The 16219-nt window shown below is 52.6% G+C and carries 16 protein-coding genes; 1 reads left to right on the top strand and 15 read right to left on the bottom strand.

What is annotated here, in order from left to right; translation table 11 throughout:
- Positions 1 to 12 precede the first annotated feature (12 nt).
- The 6 genes from ACFOUO_RS12380 to ACFOUO_RS12355 all read right to left on the bottom strand — a co-directional run bounded on the left by ACFOUO_RS12380 (position 13) and on the right by ACFOUO_RS12355 (position 5774).
- Positions 13 to 2466 (bottom strand): 3-hydroxyacyl-CoA dehydrogenase/enoyl-CoA hydratase family protein, encoded by a 2454-nt coding sequence (locus ACFOUO_RS12380; protein ID WP_380705575.1) that lies wholly within the window; start codon positions 2464 to 2466, stop codon positions 13 to 15.
- Positions 2467 to 2726: 260 nt separating this feature from the next.
- Entirely contained in the window at positions 2727 to 2960 is a 234-nt protein-coding gene (locus ACFOUO_RS12375) for an indolepyruvate ferredoxin oxidoreductase subunit alpha (RefSeq protein ID WP_380705422.1), read from the bottom strand.
- Positions 2961 to 3005: 45 nt separating this feature from the next.
- Positions 3006 to 3239, bottom strand: coding sequence for a hypothetical protein (locus tag ACFOUO_RS12370; protein ID WP_380705420.1), 234 nt, complete (start codon positions 3237 to 3239; stop codon positions 3006 to 3008).
- Between the two features lie 86 nt (positions 3240 to 3325).
- The gene (locus ACFOUO_RS12365) at positions 3326 to 4078 is read right to left on the bottom strand and encodes a class II aldolase/adducin family protein (RefSeq protein ID WP_380705419.1); all 753 of its coding nucleotides are present in this window, start codon (positions 4076 to 4078) and stop codon (positions 3326 to 3328) included.
- Positions 4079 to 4207: 129 nt separating this feature from the next.
- On the bottom strand, positions 4208 to 4453 hold the full coding sequence (locus ACFOUO_RS12360) for a hypothetical protein (RefSeq protein WP_380705418.1): 246 nt from the start codon (positions 4451 to 4453) through the stop codon (positions 4208 to 4210).
- Positions 4440 to 5774: a tetratricopeptide repeat protein gene (locus ACFOUO_RS12355; protein ID WP_380705416.1), complete on the bottom strand. Its 1335-nt coding sequence runs from the start codon at positions 5772 to 5774 to the stop codon at positions 4440 to 4442. The genes ACFOUO_RS12360 and ACFOUO_RS12355 overlap by 14 nt, the downstream gene beginning before the upstream one ends.
- A gap of 448 nt (positions 5775 to 6222) precedes the next feature.
- On the opposite strand from ACFOUO_RS12355, the gene ACFOUO_RS12350 reads away from it, so the two are divergent.
- Positions 6223 to 7023 (top strand): VLRF1 family aeRF1-type release factor, encoded by an 801-nt coding sequence (locus tag ACFOUO_RS12350; protein WP_380705415.1) that lies wholly within the window; start codon positions 6223 to 6225, stop codon positions 7021 to 7023.
- 60 nt (positions 7024 to 7083) lie between these two features.
- Here the strand turns inward: ACFOUO_RS12350 and rnz are convergent, their stop codons facing one another.
- From rnz to ACFOUO_RS12305, 9 genes are all read right to left on the bottom strand, one after another.
- Positions 7084 to 8007 carry a ribonuclease Z gene (gene rnz / locus ACFOUO_RS12345; protein ID WP_380705414.1) on the bottom strand — a complete coding sequence of 308 codons (924 nt, stop codon included), beginning with the start codon at positions 8005 to 8007 and terminating at the stop codon, positions 7084 to 7086.
- Between the two features lie 113 nt (positions 8008 to 8120).
- On the bottom strand, positions 8121 to 8954 hold the full coding sequence (locus ACFOUO_RS12340; RefSeq protein WP_380705413.1) for a methyltransferase domain-containing protein: 834 nt from the start codon (positions 8952 to 8954) through the stop codon (positions 8121 to 8123).
- 62 nt (positions 8955 to 9016) lie between these two features.
- Entirely contained in the window at positions 9017 to 10021 is a 1005-nt protein-coding gene (gene bioB, locus ACFOUO_RS12335; RefSeq protein WP_380705412.1) for a biotin synthase BioB, read from the bottom strand.
- Positions 10022 to 10229: 208 nt separating this feature from the next.
- Entirely contained in the window at positions 10230 to 11858 is a 1629-nt protein-coding gene (locus tag ACFOUO_RS12330; RefSeq protein ID WP_380705411.1) for a helix-turn-helix domain-containing protein, read from the bottom strand.
- A 541-nt stretch (positions 11859 to 12399) separates the two neighbouring features.
- The gene (modB, locus tag ACFOUO_RS12325; RefSeq protein WP_380705410.1) at positions 12400 to 13065 is read right to left on the bottom strand and encodes a molybdate ABC transporter permease subunit; all 666 of its coding nucleotides are present in this window, start codon (positions 13063 to 13065) and stop codon (positions 12400 to 12402) included.
- Positions 13062 to 13853 carry a molybdate ABC transporter substrate-binding protein gene (gene modA, locus ACFOUO_RS12320; RefSeq protein ID WP_380705409.1) on the bottom strand — a complete coding sequence of 264 codons (792 nt, stop codon included), beginning with the start codon at positions 13851 to 13853 and terminating at the stop codon, positions 13062 to 13064. The genes modB and modA overlap by 4 nt, the downstream gene beginning before the upstream one ends.
- A 195-nt stretch (positions 13854 to 14048) precedes the next feature.
- Complete coding sequence (locus ACFOUO_RS12315; RefSeq protein ID WP_380705574.1) at positions 14049 to 14792, bottom strand: YheC/YheD family protein; 744 nt, start codon at positions 14790 to 14792, stop codon at positions 14049 to 14051.
- Positions 14792 to 15178, bottom strand: coding sequence for an aspartate 1-decarboxylase (locus ACFOUO_RS12310; RefSeq protein ID WP_380705408.1), 387 nt, complete (start codon positions 15176 to 15178; stop codon positions 14792 to 14794). The genes ACFOUO_RS12315 and ACFOUO_RS12310 overlap by 1 nt, the downstream gene beginning before the upstream one ends.
- 175 nt (positions 15179 to 15353) lie before the next feature.
- A complete protein-coding gene (locus ACFOUO_RS12305; RefSeq protein WP_380705407.1) occupies positions 15354 to 16178 on the bottom strand; it encodes a C40 family peptidase in 825 nt (274 codons plus the stop codon).
- Between the last annotated feature and the right edge of the window lie 41 nt (positions 16179 to 16219).

Raw genomic sequence — 16219 nt, 5'->3', positions numbered from 1 at the left:
GTTGTTTTTTTATCAGTTGCGGAGGGGTTTGTTCTTCGTCAGCATGTGCTGCATCCGCATCTGGCTTTTCGGTTCACCCGCTAGGCTCAGGAAGGCTTCCCGTTCGATATCGAGGAGATATTGTTCGTCCACCAGGGCCCCTTCAGGCAGGTTGCCCCCGGCGAGGACATAAGCGAGTTTGGTAGCGATTTTATAATCGTGCTCACTGATGTATCCTGACTGCAACAGCCCGTAGGCACCCAGCTTCAGCGTATTGAATCCGGTCTCCCCTACCACAGGGATCTTCCTCGGTTCGGGAGCCCGATAGCCTGCGGCACCCAAGGCGAGCACTTGCTGTTTAGCATCGTAGAGAAGATGGTCCTGGTTCATGGTAATACCATCGATCCCATCCCGCAGGAACCGGTAGTCTTTCGCTTCAACGGCGCTCGTTGAAACTTTGGCCATGGCAATCGTTTCAAAGACCTTGTTGACCCGGTTCTGCAACCCGATGGAGTCCTTTGGATCGACACCTTCCGTCCAGCGCAGCAGCATTTCTTTGTTACCGCCGCCTCCAGGAATAAGGCCCACACCGGTCTCTACCAGCCCCATATAGGTCTCAGCCGAAGCCTGAATCCGGTCCGCCGGCAGAGATACTTCTACGCCACCGCCGAGAGCCATGTTGAATGGAGCTGCCACCACCGGTTTCCCGACTGCCCGCAATGCCCCCATCGCTTTCTGGAACTGACGGATCATCAAATCTAGTTCCGGCCAATTCTGATCCTGAGCTTCCATCAGAATCATCATCAGGTTGGCACCGACACAGAAGGTGGAACCCTGGTTACCGATCACAAGACCTCGCCAGTTCCGGGAAACTTCCTGCACCCCGGCATGGATCATCTGAATGATGTCGGCTGCAATCGCGTTTTTGGGAGAGTGGAATTCCAGACAGAGGACATCGTCTCCGATGTCGACCAGACTTGCACCCCGGTTGGATTTAATCACCTTGCCCTGCTCTTTCAGACGGGACAGGTGGATCTCCTTCGGGTGTTCGTCCACTTCCTGGAATTGACCGCCCAGATGGAAGGCTTTAACGCTTTCCGGAGATTTTTCATAAAAAGACCGGGCTCCGGAAGCAAGCAGTTCCTCCACCAACGGCGGAATGCTCTCCCCTTCTTCTTTCATCTTGGCGACGGATTTTTCAACCCCGATCGTATCCCACACTTCAAAAGGCCCGAGATCCCAGTTAAAGCCCCAGCGCATCGCTTTGTCCACACTCTCGATGTCGTCGGCAATCTCCGGAATGCGCGCCGCCGAATAGAGAAGCACTTTTTTGGTGATGAACCAGGCCAGACGTCCCGCCGCATCATCGGCATAAACGAGAGCCCGGAGCTGTTCCTTCATCGACTTGGCCCGCTTGGCCATCTCCAAAGAGGGAGCCTTCAGCTTCTTACGCGGGCGATATTCTTTGGTTTGCGGATCGAGGGAGTAGATCTCCGATCCTTTCTCCCCTTTCACCTTCTTGAAGAACCCTTGACCGCTCTTGGAGCCGAGCCATCCGTTGTCCACCATTTCTTGGAGAAGAGCAGGGACTTCAAAAGCTTTTTTCTCCTCAGGATCCTCCACATTTTCACGCACATTGTCGGAAACATGGATGAAGGTATCAAGACCTACGAGATCCAAGGTGCGGAAAGTCGCGCTTTTGGGGCGGCCCATGGCGCGTCCCGTCACCGCATCCACCTCATCAGGACCCAGGTTCTCCTCCAGCATCTTCCAGAAGGTCACGGCCAGGCCGTAAACACCGATGCGGTTGGCGATGAAATTGGGGGTATCCTTTGCGAGAACAACCCCTTTACCGAGCCGCCCCTCAGCAAACGCTTTCATTTCCTGGACGAGTTCATCCTTCGTATCCGCAGTCGGGATCAGCTCGAGGAGTTTCATATAACGTGGTGGATTAAAGAAATGGGTACCGAGGAAATGGGCCCGGAATTCTTCGGAACGTCCTTGGACCATATCATGGATGGAAATCCCCGAGGTATTGGAACTGATAATGGTCCCCGGGTTCCAAACCCCTTCGATCCGGGAGAAGAGATCCTGCTTGATTTTTAGGTTCTCTACCACCGCTTCAATCACCCAGTCCACTTCTGACAGTCGCTCCAGGTCATCCTCCAGGTTACCGATTTCGATCCGATCCATCATGCTCTTATGGAAAAGGGGGGCCGGCTTTTCTTTCAGGAGCCGCTCTCTCCCCATCCGGGCGAAACGGTTCCGCACTGCTGGGTCTTCCAGAGTAAGTCCCTTCACCTGTTCCTTCTCGTTGACTTCCCTCGGAACAATGTCCAAGAGCAGGGTGCGGATCCCCGCATTGGCCAGGTGGCCGGCAATTGCCGCCCCCATCACGCCCGCACCAATAACGGCCGCTTTCTTGATCTGAGCCAAAAAAGTTCCTCCTCTCCGATGGTCCGCCGAAATACATCCTGTTACAATCATGAATGAATGGTCATTCATTGCTGGGGTAGAAAAAAACCTCACCTGTCCGATCGGCAACTCTCTTCCCTTTGCCTGAACATAGAGAGGCTACTCCGCTTGGAAACCGGAGCCTGCGTTACCCTTTCAACTCTTATTATTGATCTGATGATCGTCTGCGTCAAGGGTTCTCGCTCAATTTTTTAGATTGGTCAGAAAAAAGGCGCGCACGTGCCCTCCTTTTCATTAACAAAGCGGGCACGATCTCGCGCCCGCTTGCCCGTTCACTTGAAAAAGTTGGCATTGATTTCGATGTATTTTTTCTCTTCTTCCGGCACCATATCCTCTTCGTAGATGGCTTCCACCGGGCAAACCGGTTCACAAGCCCCACACTCGATGCAAGTATCCGGATCGATGTAGTACATCACATCGTCTCCGTGTATGCAATCCACCGGGCATACTTCCACACATTCCGCCGCTAGTTCGTCTTTACAAGTCGAGGTGATGACAAAAGCCAAATAGAATGCCCCCTTTACAGGTTCTCGGTACATAAAAAAAGGTACCTATACTGATGTTATACCCATATCGCCCTGCTGTAAACGGTCACCCTCCATCGGTTTCCCTCTTTTCTCGCCTTCCCGGCCACAATAGAATGGCCAGAGAAGCAAGGAGTAGACCACCCCCCCTCCATCCTCAGCAGTCAGCCGTTCCCCCAATAGAACAACGGCCAACAAGGAAGCGGTCATTAGTTCCAGAAGAGCCGCGGTAGAAGCACGGGTCGCCGTTATTCGAGGCAAGCGTATAACCAGAGAAGGGGGTCACCTCCTTTATCAGAGGAAATAAGCGTATTCCTCTAACTATTTCTAGAGAGACAGCAACACCTTTATTCAAAAAACGGGATCTGCTCATCCTCGTGTTCTTCAGATTCCCCTCTTGCACGGGCGCGGAGTTCAGTGTGAATGATCTTTCCGCTGGGGGTCCGGGCCTGGGGCGTATATTCGGAACGAAGAAGCAGCAAGCGATCCAATTCTTCTCGGGTCAGTCTCCGTTCCGTACCAAGCATACGAGCAGTATGACGAATTTTGGCTGTCATCTCAACCGCCTCCATATGGTTCCAAGCTTGCATGAGGGTGCCCCCCAGGGTTACAGCCCCATGGTTCTCCAGGAGGACGGCATCGTGTTCTTTCAAGTAAGGACGGAGTTTCCCCATTAAGTCCTCGGAGCCTGGCACTCCGAAAGAAACGGTTGGAATCCCTCCAAGGCTGAGTACGATTTCCGGCAATACCGGATCCATCAAGGAGACACCCGCCACAGTGAAGGCTGTCGCCGTCGGTGGATGGGCCTGCACGACAGCCACCGTGTCAGGCCGTTCTCGGTAGATGCCCACATGCATACGAAACTCGTTGGAGGGCCTGCCCTTCCCTTCCATCACCTTTCCTTCCCCGTCGATAACGAGAATGTGTTCTTCCCTCATGCTGCCTTTGCTGACTCCGCTAGCCGTGATCAGGAATCGATCCTCCCCAATCCGAACACTGATATTACCACCCGTGGAGGCCACCAGCCCTTGACGGTGCATTCGTCGCCCCACCTCCAGGATGTCGACGATCATGGGGGCATGTCGTTTTCGGTATTCCATTGCGAAGTCCTCCTTTCCGGGATAGGGATGGATTAGACAAAAGGGAGGGTGATTTCCTGCCTCAAACCGAAGGAAATTCATGCAAATGAAAAAGAACCCGCCCGAAGGCCGGTTCTTTTCCTTTCCCGATCACGAGGGACCCGGTTCACTCCAGTTGGACGGGCCGGGCTCGCTCCAGTTGGACGGGCCGGGTTCACTCCAATTGGAAGGGCCCGGTTCGCTCCAGTTAGACGGGCCGGGCTCGCTCCAATTGGAAGGGCCCGGCTCGCTGTAACCCGTCTGGCCCGATCCTATCGCCTGTTCGGATACAGCCGTCCCCGTCAGTACAGCCAGAGCACAAATCATCATAACACTGCATCGTTTAATCCAGTTCATGATCGACATCCTCCTCAAATTTAAGAAATTCTTGTGCCTTGTACATATTCCTCATGCAGTTTTGAAATTCCTTCTCGTCTATTTCATCCCAGTATTGGGCTAAATGGTAAAGAACCCGATTTTCCAATTTCCTGTACCCATGCTTTCGGGCTAAATCCAATGCCCGTTGATAATGTAATAGGGATTTTTCCCTATCTCCTTCGGAATAGTGAATCTCACCCATGGTCAGCAACGATTTCACTAGATGGGGGGCGTCATTCAGGTTTTCTCCGTATTGGATGGACGTGCGTATCGTTTCCTTGGCTTCTTCTAATCTCCCCTGCTGGAAATACAGCCGACCAAGGCGGTTATACATGATGATCGAACGTTTTTGGTTGGTTACCCTTTTTTCGCAACTCAAGGCCGTTTTAAAAGCCTCTTCCGCTTTATCCCACTCTTTTCTGGCCATGTAGACCCCACCCAAAACCGTCCAACTAGAAAACATGGAATCATATTTTTCATTGATTCGTGCCAGCTTCAATCCTTCAACGGCATATTTCAGCGCATCCTCCAACATCCCCATACGGCGCGAAAATTCTGCCCGCAACCAATAAAAACCCAAGACACTATCGACTTGCTCCATAGAAGGGAGAAGCCCCCACATCTCCTGAACCAGCTTCATCCCTTCTGCAACCCGACCGAGGCGCTCCAAATAAACCCCTTTGTTACGATGGAGCAAGGGCCATAGATAGGTTCGCCCACCCTCGGGATTAAACGCATCGATCCCGCTGTCGGAAAACTGGATGGCCTTCACTAAATCATTTTGGTGATAGGAACAGAGGGCGATTTCCAAAAAACAGGCCGCCTCAATATTATCTCTCTGTGCAACACTGTTTTGCGTAGCCAACTGGATGCCTTTGTAAAAGGAACGCTCCGCTTTTCTCCAGTTTTTCAATTCCAAGTAACACTTTCCACAGTAATAATACCAATCAGGTGCCAGTGGATGTGGGTCGTCGAGATTGATCGCCTGTAGCTTGTCGAGAGCTTTTTGAAATTCACCGGCCCCCCACAGGGAATCCACTGCAAGAAACTGGAACTCCATGCCCTCGAGAGCCCGCTTCTCCCCCATGATCAGTTCAGGGAGCTTGTCCGTTTCAATGTTCATCTTCCCCAGAAGGTATTGGGTTTTCTCCGGGTTAACATGAGGAACACCGCGTTCAATGTTGCTGATCGTTGCTGGTGAGATATTCGAATCCGCCAGATCCTCCAGCCGTAATCCCCTCTCCTTTCTGAGCTTTCGGATAATTTCCCCGATCTCGTGGATATCGATGACTTTCCCCATCCCTCGCCCACCTTCCGTCCATTCGAATCTAGGTATATATTAACCGATTTTGTCGAAAATGGAAATGCCTATTTCAGTTAAAATATTGTATTTATATCATTGAATGGGATTCAACAAAAATAAGGTCTCCTTACTGTTGTAGGGAGACCGTGAACTTTATCGTGAAAATGAGGTTTTAAACCATGGGCCCAGGCTGCGATCGCTGTCGAAATCGGCCCCGCCGGACAGCGGTGTTCCATACAAGATGTTCCGGTTTTCCTCTTTTTTCAACACCATGACCGATCGATCCAAGGTATCGCTCTACTATGTATCAGGTGTTATCTTCTGGGCCGTAATTTTCCGTTTACCACCCGTTCCTAAGCGGAAATGGTCTTACTAAGGCCCCTTAGAATCAAAGTCAGTCGTTTCTGGCTATCCAAGTTGCCGGTTAAAAAAGGAGTGTGACAGAATGGCATTTGCAGACACACTGAACCAGCTGGAAGATGTCCAGGGAGAGGGACCCCGGAAAATCCTAAGCCTCTACCTGAACACGGATCGAAGTAGCCCGGAGCAACAGGCCGGAGAATGGAAAATCCGGTTAAAAAACGGATTAAAACGATTGGAGGAGGCAATCGGAAAAAGCGGAAGTCCTGACGAACAACAAGCTTTCTCCTCCCTGAAAAAACACGTGAACAAAGAAGTCCTCGAACGAGAACCTCAGATGGAGAAGGGCCTCCTTTTGTTTGCCAATCCAGACCGATCCGTCTGGCAAGTCCACATCCTTTCCGTTCCGGTGGAGACAGAGTTCCGCTGGGAGGAAAAGGCCGTATTGGAGCCCTTCTATGAGCTTACCAACCGCTATCCTCTGACAGGCATCATCCTGGTTCAAAATCAGAGTGTGCGGGTGATCGCCACCGAGATGGGAACAATCCTTTCCTCTGACCAATATGAATGGGATCCCGAAGCTGAGGATTGGAAAAAGCATGAGGGACCCCATAAGGCCGATGCTTCCATGGGTAGCGGAAACAATACCAAGCGGGACAAATACGATGATCGGTACCAGGCTATCCAACAACGTTGGTTGAAAAGCCTCGCTCCCCGCATCGACCGTTTCGCTAAACGTCATCATTGGCAACGTATCATTCTGACCGGCGAAAAGGGAGCGACCCGTGAGTTGGAAAACCACCTCCATCTCCAGGCGAATAAAATCCTGGATAAAAACCTCGCGAACCGCAAAGATCACGAAATCGTGGCCGCTCTCGCTTCATGAGGATTCGAGTACCGCAGGCGATTCGTCCTGCGGTTTTTTTGTGTTCGTGAAAGTTCTCGGTTACTGCCTCTCCACAGAGAAAACAGCCTGGTCATAGGCCATCACGGTTTTAGGAAAGATCCTCCTGGCCTGCTGAACGAGTTCCTGCGCTTCTTCCTTCGAATAGCGCGTACTGACATGGGTGAGAATCAGCCGTTTCACCCCGGCGTCCCGAGCGGTCTCAGCCGCTTGGATCGCCGTCGAATGGAAATGTTCCCGGGCCAGGTCCTCTCGACCGGCGGCATAGGTGGCTTCGTGAACGAGAAGATCCGTATCCCGGGCGAGCTCTACTCCACGGGACGTCGGTCGGGTGTCCCCGAAAAGAGCCAGTTTACGCCCCGGCAAGGAGGGGCCGAGATAGTCTCTTCCCTGCAAGATCCGGCCATCGGAAAGCGTGATGTTTCCCTCTTTTTTTAGCGTTGCAAAGTGAGGGCCAGGGGACACCCCTTCCCGGCGCAGTGCCTCCACCAACAGTTCACCCGGGTAATCCGGCTCCTCAATCCTGTAACCGAAAGAGGGGATCCCATGCTCCAACTCCCCGACAATCACACGGAAGCCTTTACACTCGAAGACGGTTCCTTCCTCCACCTTGACAAATTCTAGGGGATAACGAAGAAACGTCCGGCTGGCCGCTAGCGCCGCTTCCACGAAGTCACCCAAACCCTCAGGGCCGTAAAGCGTAAGAGGAGAAGTCACCCCCTGAAAGGAACGGCTGCCTAGGACGCCCGGCAGCCCGAAGATGTGATCGCCATGCAAATGAGTGATGAAAATCCGTTCCACCTTAGAAAGGCGCACCGGAGAATCGAGAATGCGGTGTTGCGTTCCTTCTCCACAATCGAAGAGCCAGGTAGTGCCCTTCGAGGCCGTAAGCCGAAGGGCAACCGAAGAAACGTTCCGCTCCCTGGAAGGAATGCCCGCTCCCGTGCCCAAAAAGATCAGTTCCATCGTGTTTGCCCCCTTCCGAAATTCTCCGGGCCTTTCATCCTCTTCAGAATAAAAACGGGGGATTGCCAGCTGCGGCTTTCGTCAGCATCGCTGTCCCCCTACTCCTTCTCTTCTTATTCCGAATCGGCACCTACCGCTTCCGGCTTGTGTCCGAAAACCTGGATCAACTGATAGGTGGCATAGATTCCCCCATCCCGGTTCCGGTAAGCTCGGTCATACCGTCTCATCACCTCGCTGGCCAGTTTCGGCTCAATCCCGACATCGTGATCGGAGTTGACCTCGTAACACACGCCCATCCGCCGGATAGCCTGTAAAAAATGATAACTATTGGGATAATCAATCCGATGCCAACAAACCTGAGAACTGGCGACCATGCCAGCAGATCGCAGGAACCCTTCCCACTCACCGGGATTCACCAAGGTCGCGTGTTCCCAAGGGAGAAGCAGGGACTCCGTCCGTTCTAAGTCCCGATGGATCTCACCCAGCTCCTGAAAGGTGTCCGGTCCAAAGGTGGACCCGATGAAAAAACCGCCGGGTTTTAGTGCAGCACCCATCCCTCGGAGAGAGGCTGCAGGCTGACTGAACCAATGGAGCACCGCGTTAGAAACCACCAGATCAAACTGATCCGGCCTCCAACTCCATTCCTCCACATCTTCCACGACAAACTGGATATCTCTAGCCCTTCCCGTCCGTTCCCGCGCTACCGCCACCATCCGGTCTGCGATATCCACCACGGTAAATCGGGCCTCGGGATAGCGTTCCGTCAACAGTTGGGTTAGATATCCTGTTCCACAACCGATCTCCAGTATTTCTTTCGGCTCGACCTCTTTGTCCTCCAGGATCTGCATAATCCGGTGAGCCATCCGCCTTTGGGCCACGGCCACCTGGTCATATTCGGAAGCAAGCCGGTTGAATTGCCGGGCGATACGCTCTTTTTCCCCATTCACGTCCATCCCGCTCCTTCACCCGATCCCTTAGGGTTCCCTCCATACGGCCGCAGTTGAAAAGGTTAACCGGCAAATTCCTCGATTTCAAAGCCAAGATCTCGGATCATTTGGTGATCCTGATCCGCCACTTGACCTTCTGTCGTCAGGTAATCCCCGACAAAAAGTGCATTGGCTGGATAGAGAGCAAGGGGTTGCAACGAACCGAGGTTCACCTCACGCCCTCCGGAAATCCGAATTTCCTTGGGCGGGCAGACAAAGCGGAACAAGGCTAACACCCTCAGACAACGGCGGGGGTCCAGTTCATCCATCCCTTCCAGTGGGGTGCCCGGAATAGCATGAAGAAAATTGACCGGGATAGAATCAGCATCGAGCCTTCGAAGTTCATAGGCCATCTCCATAATCTGCTCGTCACTCTCTCCCATCCCTACGATACACCCTGAACAAGGAGAGATCCCCGCCTTTTTCACTTTCTCCACCGTTCCCACACGATCTTCATAGGTGTGGGATGTGGTGATGTTTGTATGATGGCTAGCACTGGTGTTCAGATTGTGGTTGTAGCGATCGACGCCGGCATCTTTCAGACGGCGAGCCTGTTCCTCCTTCAGAATCCCCAGGCAGGCGCAAATTTTCATCCCCAGTTCCTGCTTAATTTCGCGCACCGCCGAACACACTTCTTCCACCTCCCGGTCTGTTGGTCCCCGACCGCTAGCCACGATGCAATAAGTGCCTGCCTTCCGTTCCATCGCTTCTCGTGCTCCCGCTACCAGTACATCCTTTTTGAGTAGCGTATATTTTTCGATGGGGGCGTCGGAGACGATCGACTGCGAACAATAGCCGCAATTCTCCGGGCACAGACCGCTCTTGGCATTGAAGATCATGTTCAATTTCACTTTTTTCCCGAAAAAGTGATACCGAACCCGAAAAGCTGCCTGGAGCAAAGAGAGTAACTCATGATCGTCACTTCGAAGAACGGCAAGCCCTTCTTCTGTTGAAATCGTTTCGCCCTTCAGCACTTTATCCGCCAGTACTTCCCAGGGATTGGTCCGTGATTGAACCCCTTGGATCATGTTTTCTCCTCCATCCTACCATTTCGTTGCTTAAAACCCTATACGAACTTCAGAACCTTTCAAAAAATAATCCTCCTGTTTCGTCAACCTAGTTTTATATTCAGTTGACAAAAGGCGTTTTGAGTATATCACGGTTGGAAAACCTCGTCAAAACACACCAAAAAGGGAATGCCAAAAAGGGCATTCCCTTGAGCATCGATCCTATTTGTTACTGGCTTCCCTGATCGCTTTTGATGATATGAATGGTTTTGGTGGATTTAACAGCCTGGCCGTTAATCATCACTTCAACATTACTGGGTGAACCGATGGTCACCCACAGATCCTTGGTGACACTTTTGCTGTGTTTAAAGGAGAACTCTTCCCCCGGCTTCAGCGTGACATCTTTTAAATACCCACCGTCAGGATTTCGGCTCTCCCGGATCTGCACCCAACTTTTATCCGAGGCCTTGAAATCAAAGGCGACGGCGTCCAGTTCGCTCAGTTTGTACTCACTAACTGTGGCCCCCTGGCTGACTGACAACAGACGGGCAGTTCCACCGCTCTGATCATCCATCGACGTGGCAGTAGCTCCGTCTTCTGAATTGGAAGAGGTATTCTTTTTGTTACTTTTAGCCGGTTCCTCCATGAAAGAGCTAGCCGCCCAAACCGTCATGGGAATCAAGATGATAACCAAAGCAACAGCAATGGCGATGCGGCCTAATGGGGTCTTAGGGAAGGCAAACCCTTTTCCGGCATTAATGACTTTTCTTGCCCGTTGCCGCCGGGACCCTGAACGTGACATGACCCCGCTCTCGGAAGCAGTGGGAAGGAGAGCAGGAAGATTCGATGAGGAAGGATCTCCCCGACGGGAAGAGGCGATTCCCTCTTCTTTACCGTAGACGGTGTTCGGGCCGGTCTGTCCGTCGTACCACGAAGTCGGGTATTCCTCCGACTGTGCCTGTCCCCTAGGCGGGAGAGTTTGTGACTCGGATACAAATCCGTCGGTTAGCCCCTCCCCGTTCCGGGGCGGCAGGGAAGGGTTGAATCTACCGGTCCCTTGTTCATCAAGCCCTTCCTGCCCCGCTTGCTGCCAACCACTTTCAACAGAATCGCGATGGTCCGTGCCGGTTTGAGAAAAGACCTCCCCTTCCCCGGACCGGGGGGGAAACGTGTCACCTACCTGTGGATGGAGACCGCTTCCTAGCTCAGGTCGCTCCATGCTACCTGTGGCTTCGCCTTCTGGGAAATTTTCTTCCCGCTTTTCCTCCGACTTTTTATTGAAAGCCGGCATTTTCAACGACTGGGTCAATTCAGAGACCGACCACTTTTTCGTTTTGGAGGAGCGGGAACGTGAGGGAGTTTCCTCTCCTTCAAGAGCAAGAGTGGCAGCTGGTTCTACGCTTTCCGTTTCCTCCGGTTCCTCCCTCATGTTATGGAAAGGATCGTAATTTCCATCTGGAGAAGGTTGGGGAGAGGGCATCGTCTGAAACCGTCCCGAGCCCGCAGAAGGTGATTCACCCGGTTCTGGCCCACGTAACGCTTGGAAGGACGAGGTCTGCTGCGTCGGCTTGAAAGTCCCCGTGTGCTGTAACCCGCTACCCGATGAATCTCCTTCGTCTTCTCCCTCCTTATGGGGGCGATAGTGTTTTAAAAGATATGTCGGCTCCAATCCCACCTTTTTTGCATACGTACGGATATAGGACCGGACGTAGAAAGGGCTGGAAATCCTATTAAAATCCCCGCTTTCCAACGCCTTCAAAGAAACACTGTCGATCTGCGTCTTATCCTGCAATTCTTCGATCGACCATCCTGCCGCTTCACGGGCTTGTCTGAGTTGATTTCCGATCTCAACCCACATTAGCGCCACCTCCGCTGATTGGTACCCGTGCTGATGAGCAAAACACCGTTAGAGCGGTTTCCCCACCTGATTCAATCTGATAGGCTAAAAGAAAAATCGTTGAACTATATCATGCCATATATCGATCGGCCCGCCTGATAAGCGGGATCGGTTCATGTTACACTATTCGTAACTGGGTAAAGGCGGACTGAATCCACGGATGTTCACCGCCGAAAGGCGGCTCCCTGTACGGACTATCAGTTTTTCTTCCAAAACAAAGTCCGGTTCGTCATAGAAAGGAGAGTCTCCCCATTGAGGTATCATAAAATATTCCGCTTAAACAATCAAGCCACCCCTGGCTGAAGGAGGGTATGTCTTGAAGCGACTCGGTGCCAATATCTATATGATCATCCTGCTATGCTTGTTTATCCTCTTGCTCCTATTTGGCGGAAGTCGATTTTTGTTTTAATCTCCAGCGTCCATGGGGAGAACAGTAAAACCCTTCGTGATTCCTGCGGACAAGCTGTCCACAACCGGATAACCAAAGCGGGAGCCTGTTCTCTCAATTCCCACGGGCCAGGCGTCCACCCAATGCGAGAAGGAGAAAGGAAATGCTAATGATCGTTCCGGCCCAGGCCGCAGCTAAAACCCAGTTCCCGGCATCAACCGCTAGATAGATTGCTGTCGGCACAGTCTGGGTCCTTCCTGGAATATTGCCGGCCACCATCAATGTCGCGCCGAATTCCCCCAGGCCTCGGGCAAGCCCAAGGATCGCCGCTGTAACCAAGGACCGCCAGGCGAGCGGAAGGGTGACGAAACGGAACACCTGCCATTCTCCTGCTCCCATCGTACGGGCTGCCTCCTCCAGTTCGCCCTCTACCCCTTCCAGCCCCGTCTTTACTGTCTGGTAGATGAGGGGAAAGGAAACGACCCCGGCAGCAATAACCGCCGCCCACCAAGTAAAAACAGGGGATTGGGAAAATATCGTCTCCAACATTCTTCCGGTCACACTCTCCCGACCCAGCACGAGTAAGAGGAGAAAGCCGATTACCGTCGGTGGAAGAACCAGCGGCAGCATCATGAGAGTTTCCAGAAGCGTCTTCCCTCGGAACCGGCGCCCCGCCATCCACCAAGCAGTAACAGCCGCCACCGAAAACGCAAAAGCCCCGGCAGTCAAGGCGACACGCAGAGAAAGCAGGACAGGGGACCAAAATTCTTCGTATGTCATGACGACGGTTGGGCCGCTATCCCTCTAAAACCGTGCTTTCGCCACACCGCGACCGCTTCGTCTCCCTTCAACCAACGGTAAAAGGAAGAAGCTTGTTTCACGTTGTCTGAACCTTTTAACACTGCCCCTGGATAACGAATGGGCGGATGGCTTCCCCTAGGTGCTTTACTCACTGCTTTCACTCTCTCCTCTCCCTTGGCATCCGTCCGGTAAACCAGACCAGCGTCCACGTTTCCTGAAGCGGTAAAAGCAAGAACCTGCCGCACGTTGGAAGCGAAAACGATCCGGGAAAGAAGCTTCCCCCAACGGCCGTCCTTCTCAAGGGCGGCTTTTGCATACTGGCCGGCTGGTACTGTCTCCGGCTGTCCCACAGCCAACTTACCGATCCGTTCCGGTGTCAGATCGGTCCAGCTCTGAACCTTTTCGCCCCCGTTCCTCGGGACCACCAGTACCAGCTCGTTGGTTAAGATGTCGCTTCGAGCTCCTGGGAGAAGCTTGCCGGATTGTTCCAGTTCATCCATCTCTCGTTCACCGGCTGATAAGAAGACATCCGCCGGAGCCCCTTGCCGGATCTGCTGTTTCAGCTTCCCAGAGGAGGCGAAGCTAGGTAAAATATCTACATGAGGATGGGTAGTTTCGTATCGCTTTTCCAACTCCTTGACCGCATCGGTCAGGCTCGACGCAGCTAGCAGGTGGATCTCCTGCTTGTCCGGCTCTGGGGCTGCACATCCCGTCAGCCAAAGGAAAGCAAGAAGGCAGGAAACCGTGCTCCGAACATTCCTCCGCAAACCCACCCCTCCTATACAGCTTCCTATTTCAATCTTATCCTTTCTTCTATCTTATCATTAAGAAGGGACTGGGAAAACGGACCGGGGGCATAACAGTCCGATCGGCTAAAAGTGGAATAGGCAGGAAGACTTATGATGACCGATAAACAAACAACCCTCCACTTGTGGAAGGGTTATCGAGACATTCCCATTCAATTATCCATATCCTCGGGGAAAACTGATAATCCGACGGTACATGCTCTTATCCTTCAACTTGAGGAAAAGGGACAAGGCCGGTTTGGGATTGGCTTCGATGATCCACACCTTCCCTTTCCGATCCACCCCCATATCGAAACCGGCGATCAGGCTCCGAGGAGAAAATCGACCTAAGCGCTGGGCTGCACGGAGAGCCGTATCACATAGATCCCGCACGGCCCGGTTCGGTGAGATTCCCTTTGCCGACGATAACGTAATAGCCCGGTGTACGGGTAAAACCTTTCCCCCACTACGCGCGATGTTTGTCACGATATATCCTTGCCCCGCCACTTTTGCGAGATGACCGGTTACCTGCCAAGGGCTCCCTTTTTTCCTCTGCACCATCACCCGGATATCAACCGGGCATCCTCCCACTTCAATGAGAGAAATCCTTTGCTGGACCAGGTATAGCGTTCGGTGTTGCATTCCCTGTTTGATGCGGGTGAGGGCTGCTTTTTGGTTGATAAAAACCTGTCTCCGAGGACCAAAACGGACTTCCAACCGGCCATCCCCCAGTGCAGTTACCTGGATGACGCCATACCCTCCGGTTCCTCCGGAAGGTTTTAAAATAACAGACCGATAGCGCTCCAAAAGTCCCCACAGGTTTTCTTCATTGAACCATCGGGTCTCCGGCAACGCGGGGGCCAATGCCGCATCTCCCATCAGAGTGCGATGAACCCCCATTTTATATCCTTTTTTCCCCATCACGCATCCCATTCCTTCTCTTGGAGATCCACCTCTTTCAAACCGACGATCTGATTTTCTTCGTTGACTAAAACCACTCTAGGCCGCAACCCCGATAGTTGGGACTCATCCACCAAAGCCATACTCAGGATGACCACCAGATCGCCCGGCTTAAACAAATGGGCCGGTGGACCGTTGAGCGCCACTTTCCCGGGATCCGGAACAGGAATCGCGTAGGTTCTCCATAGAGCGGCGTTTCTTAAGCTGGTCACCTGAACCATCTCATAAGGGCGGATGGCAGCCGCTTTCATTAATTCCCGATCCATGCAGATGCTCCCCTCATAATCGAGGTCGGATTCGGTCACGGTGGCCCGGTGGATCTTCCCCTTGCACATCCAGCGTATCATCGATCCATCCTTCCTCCCCTCTACTCCTATTTCCCCAACCAACAGGCGTGTCGCCCTTAGTGTATGCCCCCGACTTCCCTTTGGTCTGGGTTCACGGAGGAGAGAAAACAGAAAAACCCTCCGTCCCAGAAGGGAAGGAGGGTTTGGTTTGGACTTCTTTCACTTTTCACCTTGTTTAGGGCTGGACACGCGTCGCTTTCACGAAGCCCCAGTCCAACCAGCGGTCGCTCATGTCATCGTAGCGAACACCGCCCGGACCCCAAGTGTGAAGGAGTTTACCGTTACCGGCATAGATCCCTACGTGTTCGATTCCCAAGTGCTCACGCCCCTTCAGCTTGAAGAAGACGAGGTCCCCTTTCTTCATTTGACTGCGGGGAACTTCCGTGCCTACTTCAGCCTGAGGCTCAGCAGTTCGGGGCAATTTCACTCCATTTTGTCCGAAGACATATTGGGTAAAGGAAGAACAGTCGAAGGTGTTGGTTTGTCCAGATTTAGCTCCAAATTTATAAGGGGTGCCAAGGTATTTTTCACCGGTGGCGATGATCCGGTCACCGAAGTCAGAAGACTGATCGGCAGCAGGAGTCGATTGCTGACTACCGGCGGAAGACTGATCGGCAGCAGGAGTCGATTGCTGACTACCGGCAGAAGACTGATCGGCAGCAGGAGTCGATTGCTGGCTACCGGCAGAAGACTGATCGGCAGCAGGAGCCGATTGTTGACTACCGGCAGAAGACTGATCGGCAGCAGGAGCTGATTGTTGACTACCGGCAGAAGACTGGTTATCAGCAGAAGCTGTTTGTTGAGCACCCTTAGAAGGCAAGTTGGATTTCTGAATTTTTTGCATCGCTAGAACTTTGGCGAAAATATCCTGGACCATCTGATTGGCATTCAACTGATTGGATGCCGCATGTGCGGAACCAGCCAGAGGAGAGGCGGTTCCTACCAAAGCAAAGGCAGCAGCAAAAACAACCACTTTCTTCAAAATATTGGTTTTAAACATCGAATCCTCCCTTTTATAGTTGGTCTTGTTAAAACCCATCA

Source organism: Salinithrix halophila (assembly GCF_042650125.1).
Taxonomy (GTDB): domain Bacteria; phylum Bacillota; class Bacilli; order Thermoactinomycetales; family DSM-45169; genus Salinithrix; species Salinithrix halophila.
Note: the sequence above shows the minus strand (reverse complement) of the source record. Positions and strands in the feature narration are given on the sequence as shown.

Bases quoted from the DNA above. Each gene is read 5' to 3' on its own strand.
- ACFOUO_RS12315 (WP_380705574.1), bottom strand. From the start codon at position 14,792: ATGGGGAAAAAAGGATATAAAATGGGGGTTCATCGCACTCTGATGGGA.
- ACFOUO_RS12305 (WP_380705407.1), bottom strand. From the start codon at position 16,178: ATGTTTAAAACCAATATTTTGAAGAAAGTGGTTGTTTTTGCTGCTGCC.
- ACFOUO_RS12350 (WP_380705415.1), top strand. From the start codon at position 6,223: ATGGCATTTGCAGACACACTGAACCAGCTGGAAGATGTCCAGGGAGAG.
- ACFOUO_RS12310 (WP_380705408.1), bottom strand. From the start codon at position 15,178: ATGATACGCTGGATGTGCAAGGGGAAGATCCACCGGGCCACCGTGACC.
- ACFOUO_RS12365 (WP_380705419.1), bottom strand. From the start codon at position 4,078: ATGGAATACCGAAAACGACATGCCCCCATGATCGTCGACATCCTGGAG.
- modB (WP_380705410.1), bottom strand. From the start codon at position 13,065: ATGACATACGAAGAATTTTGGTCCCCTGTCCTGCTTTCTCTGCGTGTC.
- rnz (WP_380705414.1), bottom strand. From the start codon at position 8,007: ATGGAACTGATCTTTTTGGGCACGGGAGCGGGCATTCCTTCCAGGGAG.
- ACFOUO_RS12380 (WP_380705575.1), bottom strand. From the start codon at position 2,466: ATGATTGTAACAGGATGTATTTCGGCGGACCATCGGAGAGGAGGAACT.
- ACFOUO_RS12360 (WP_380705418.1), bottom strand. From the start codon at position 4,453: ATGAACTGGATTAAACGATGCAGTGTTATGATGATTTGTGCTCTGGCT.
- ACFOUO_RS12355 (WP_380705416.1), bottom strand. From the start codon at position 5,774: ATGGGGAAAGTCATCGATATCCACGAGATCGGGGAAATTATCCGAAAG.
- bioB (WP_380705412.1), bottom strand. From the start codon at position 10,021: ATGATCCAAGGGGTTCAATCACGGACCAATCCCTGGGAAGTACTGGCG.
- ACFOUO_RS12330 (WP_380705411.1), bottom strand. From the start codon at position 11,858: ATGTGGGTTGAGATCGGAAATCAACTCAGACAAGCCCGTGAAGCGGCA.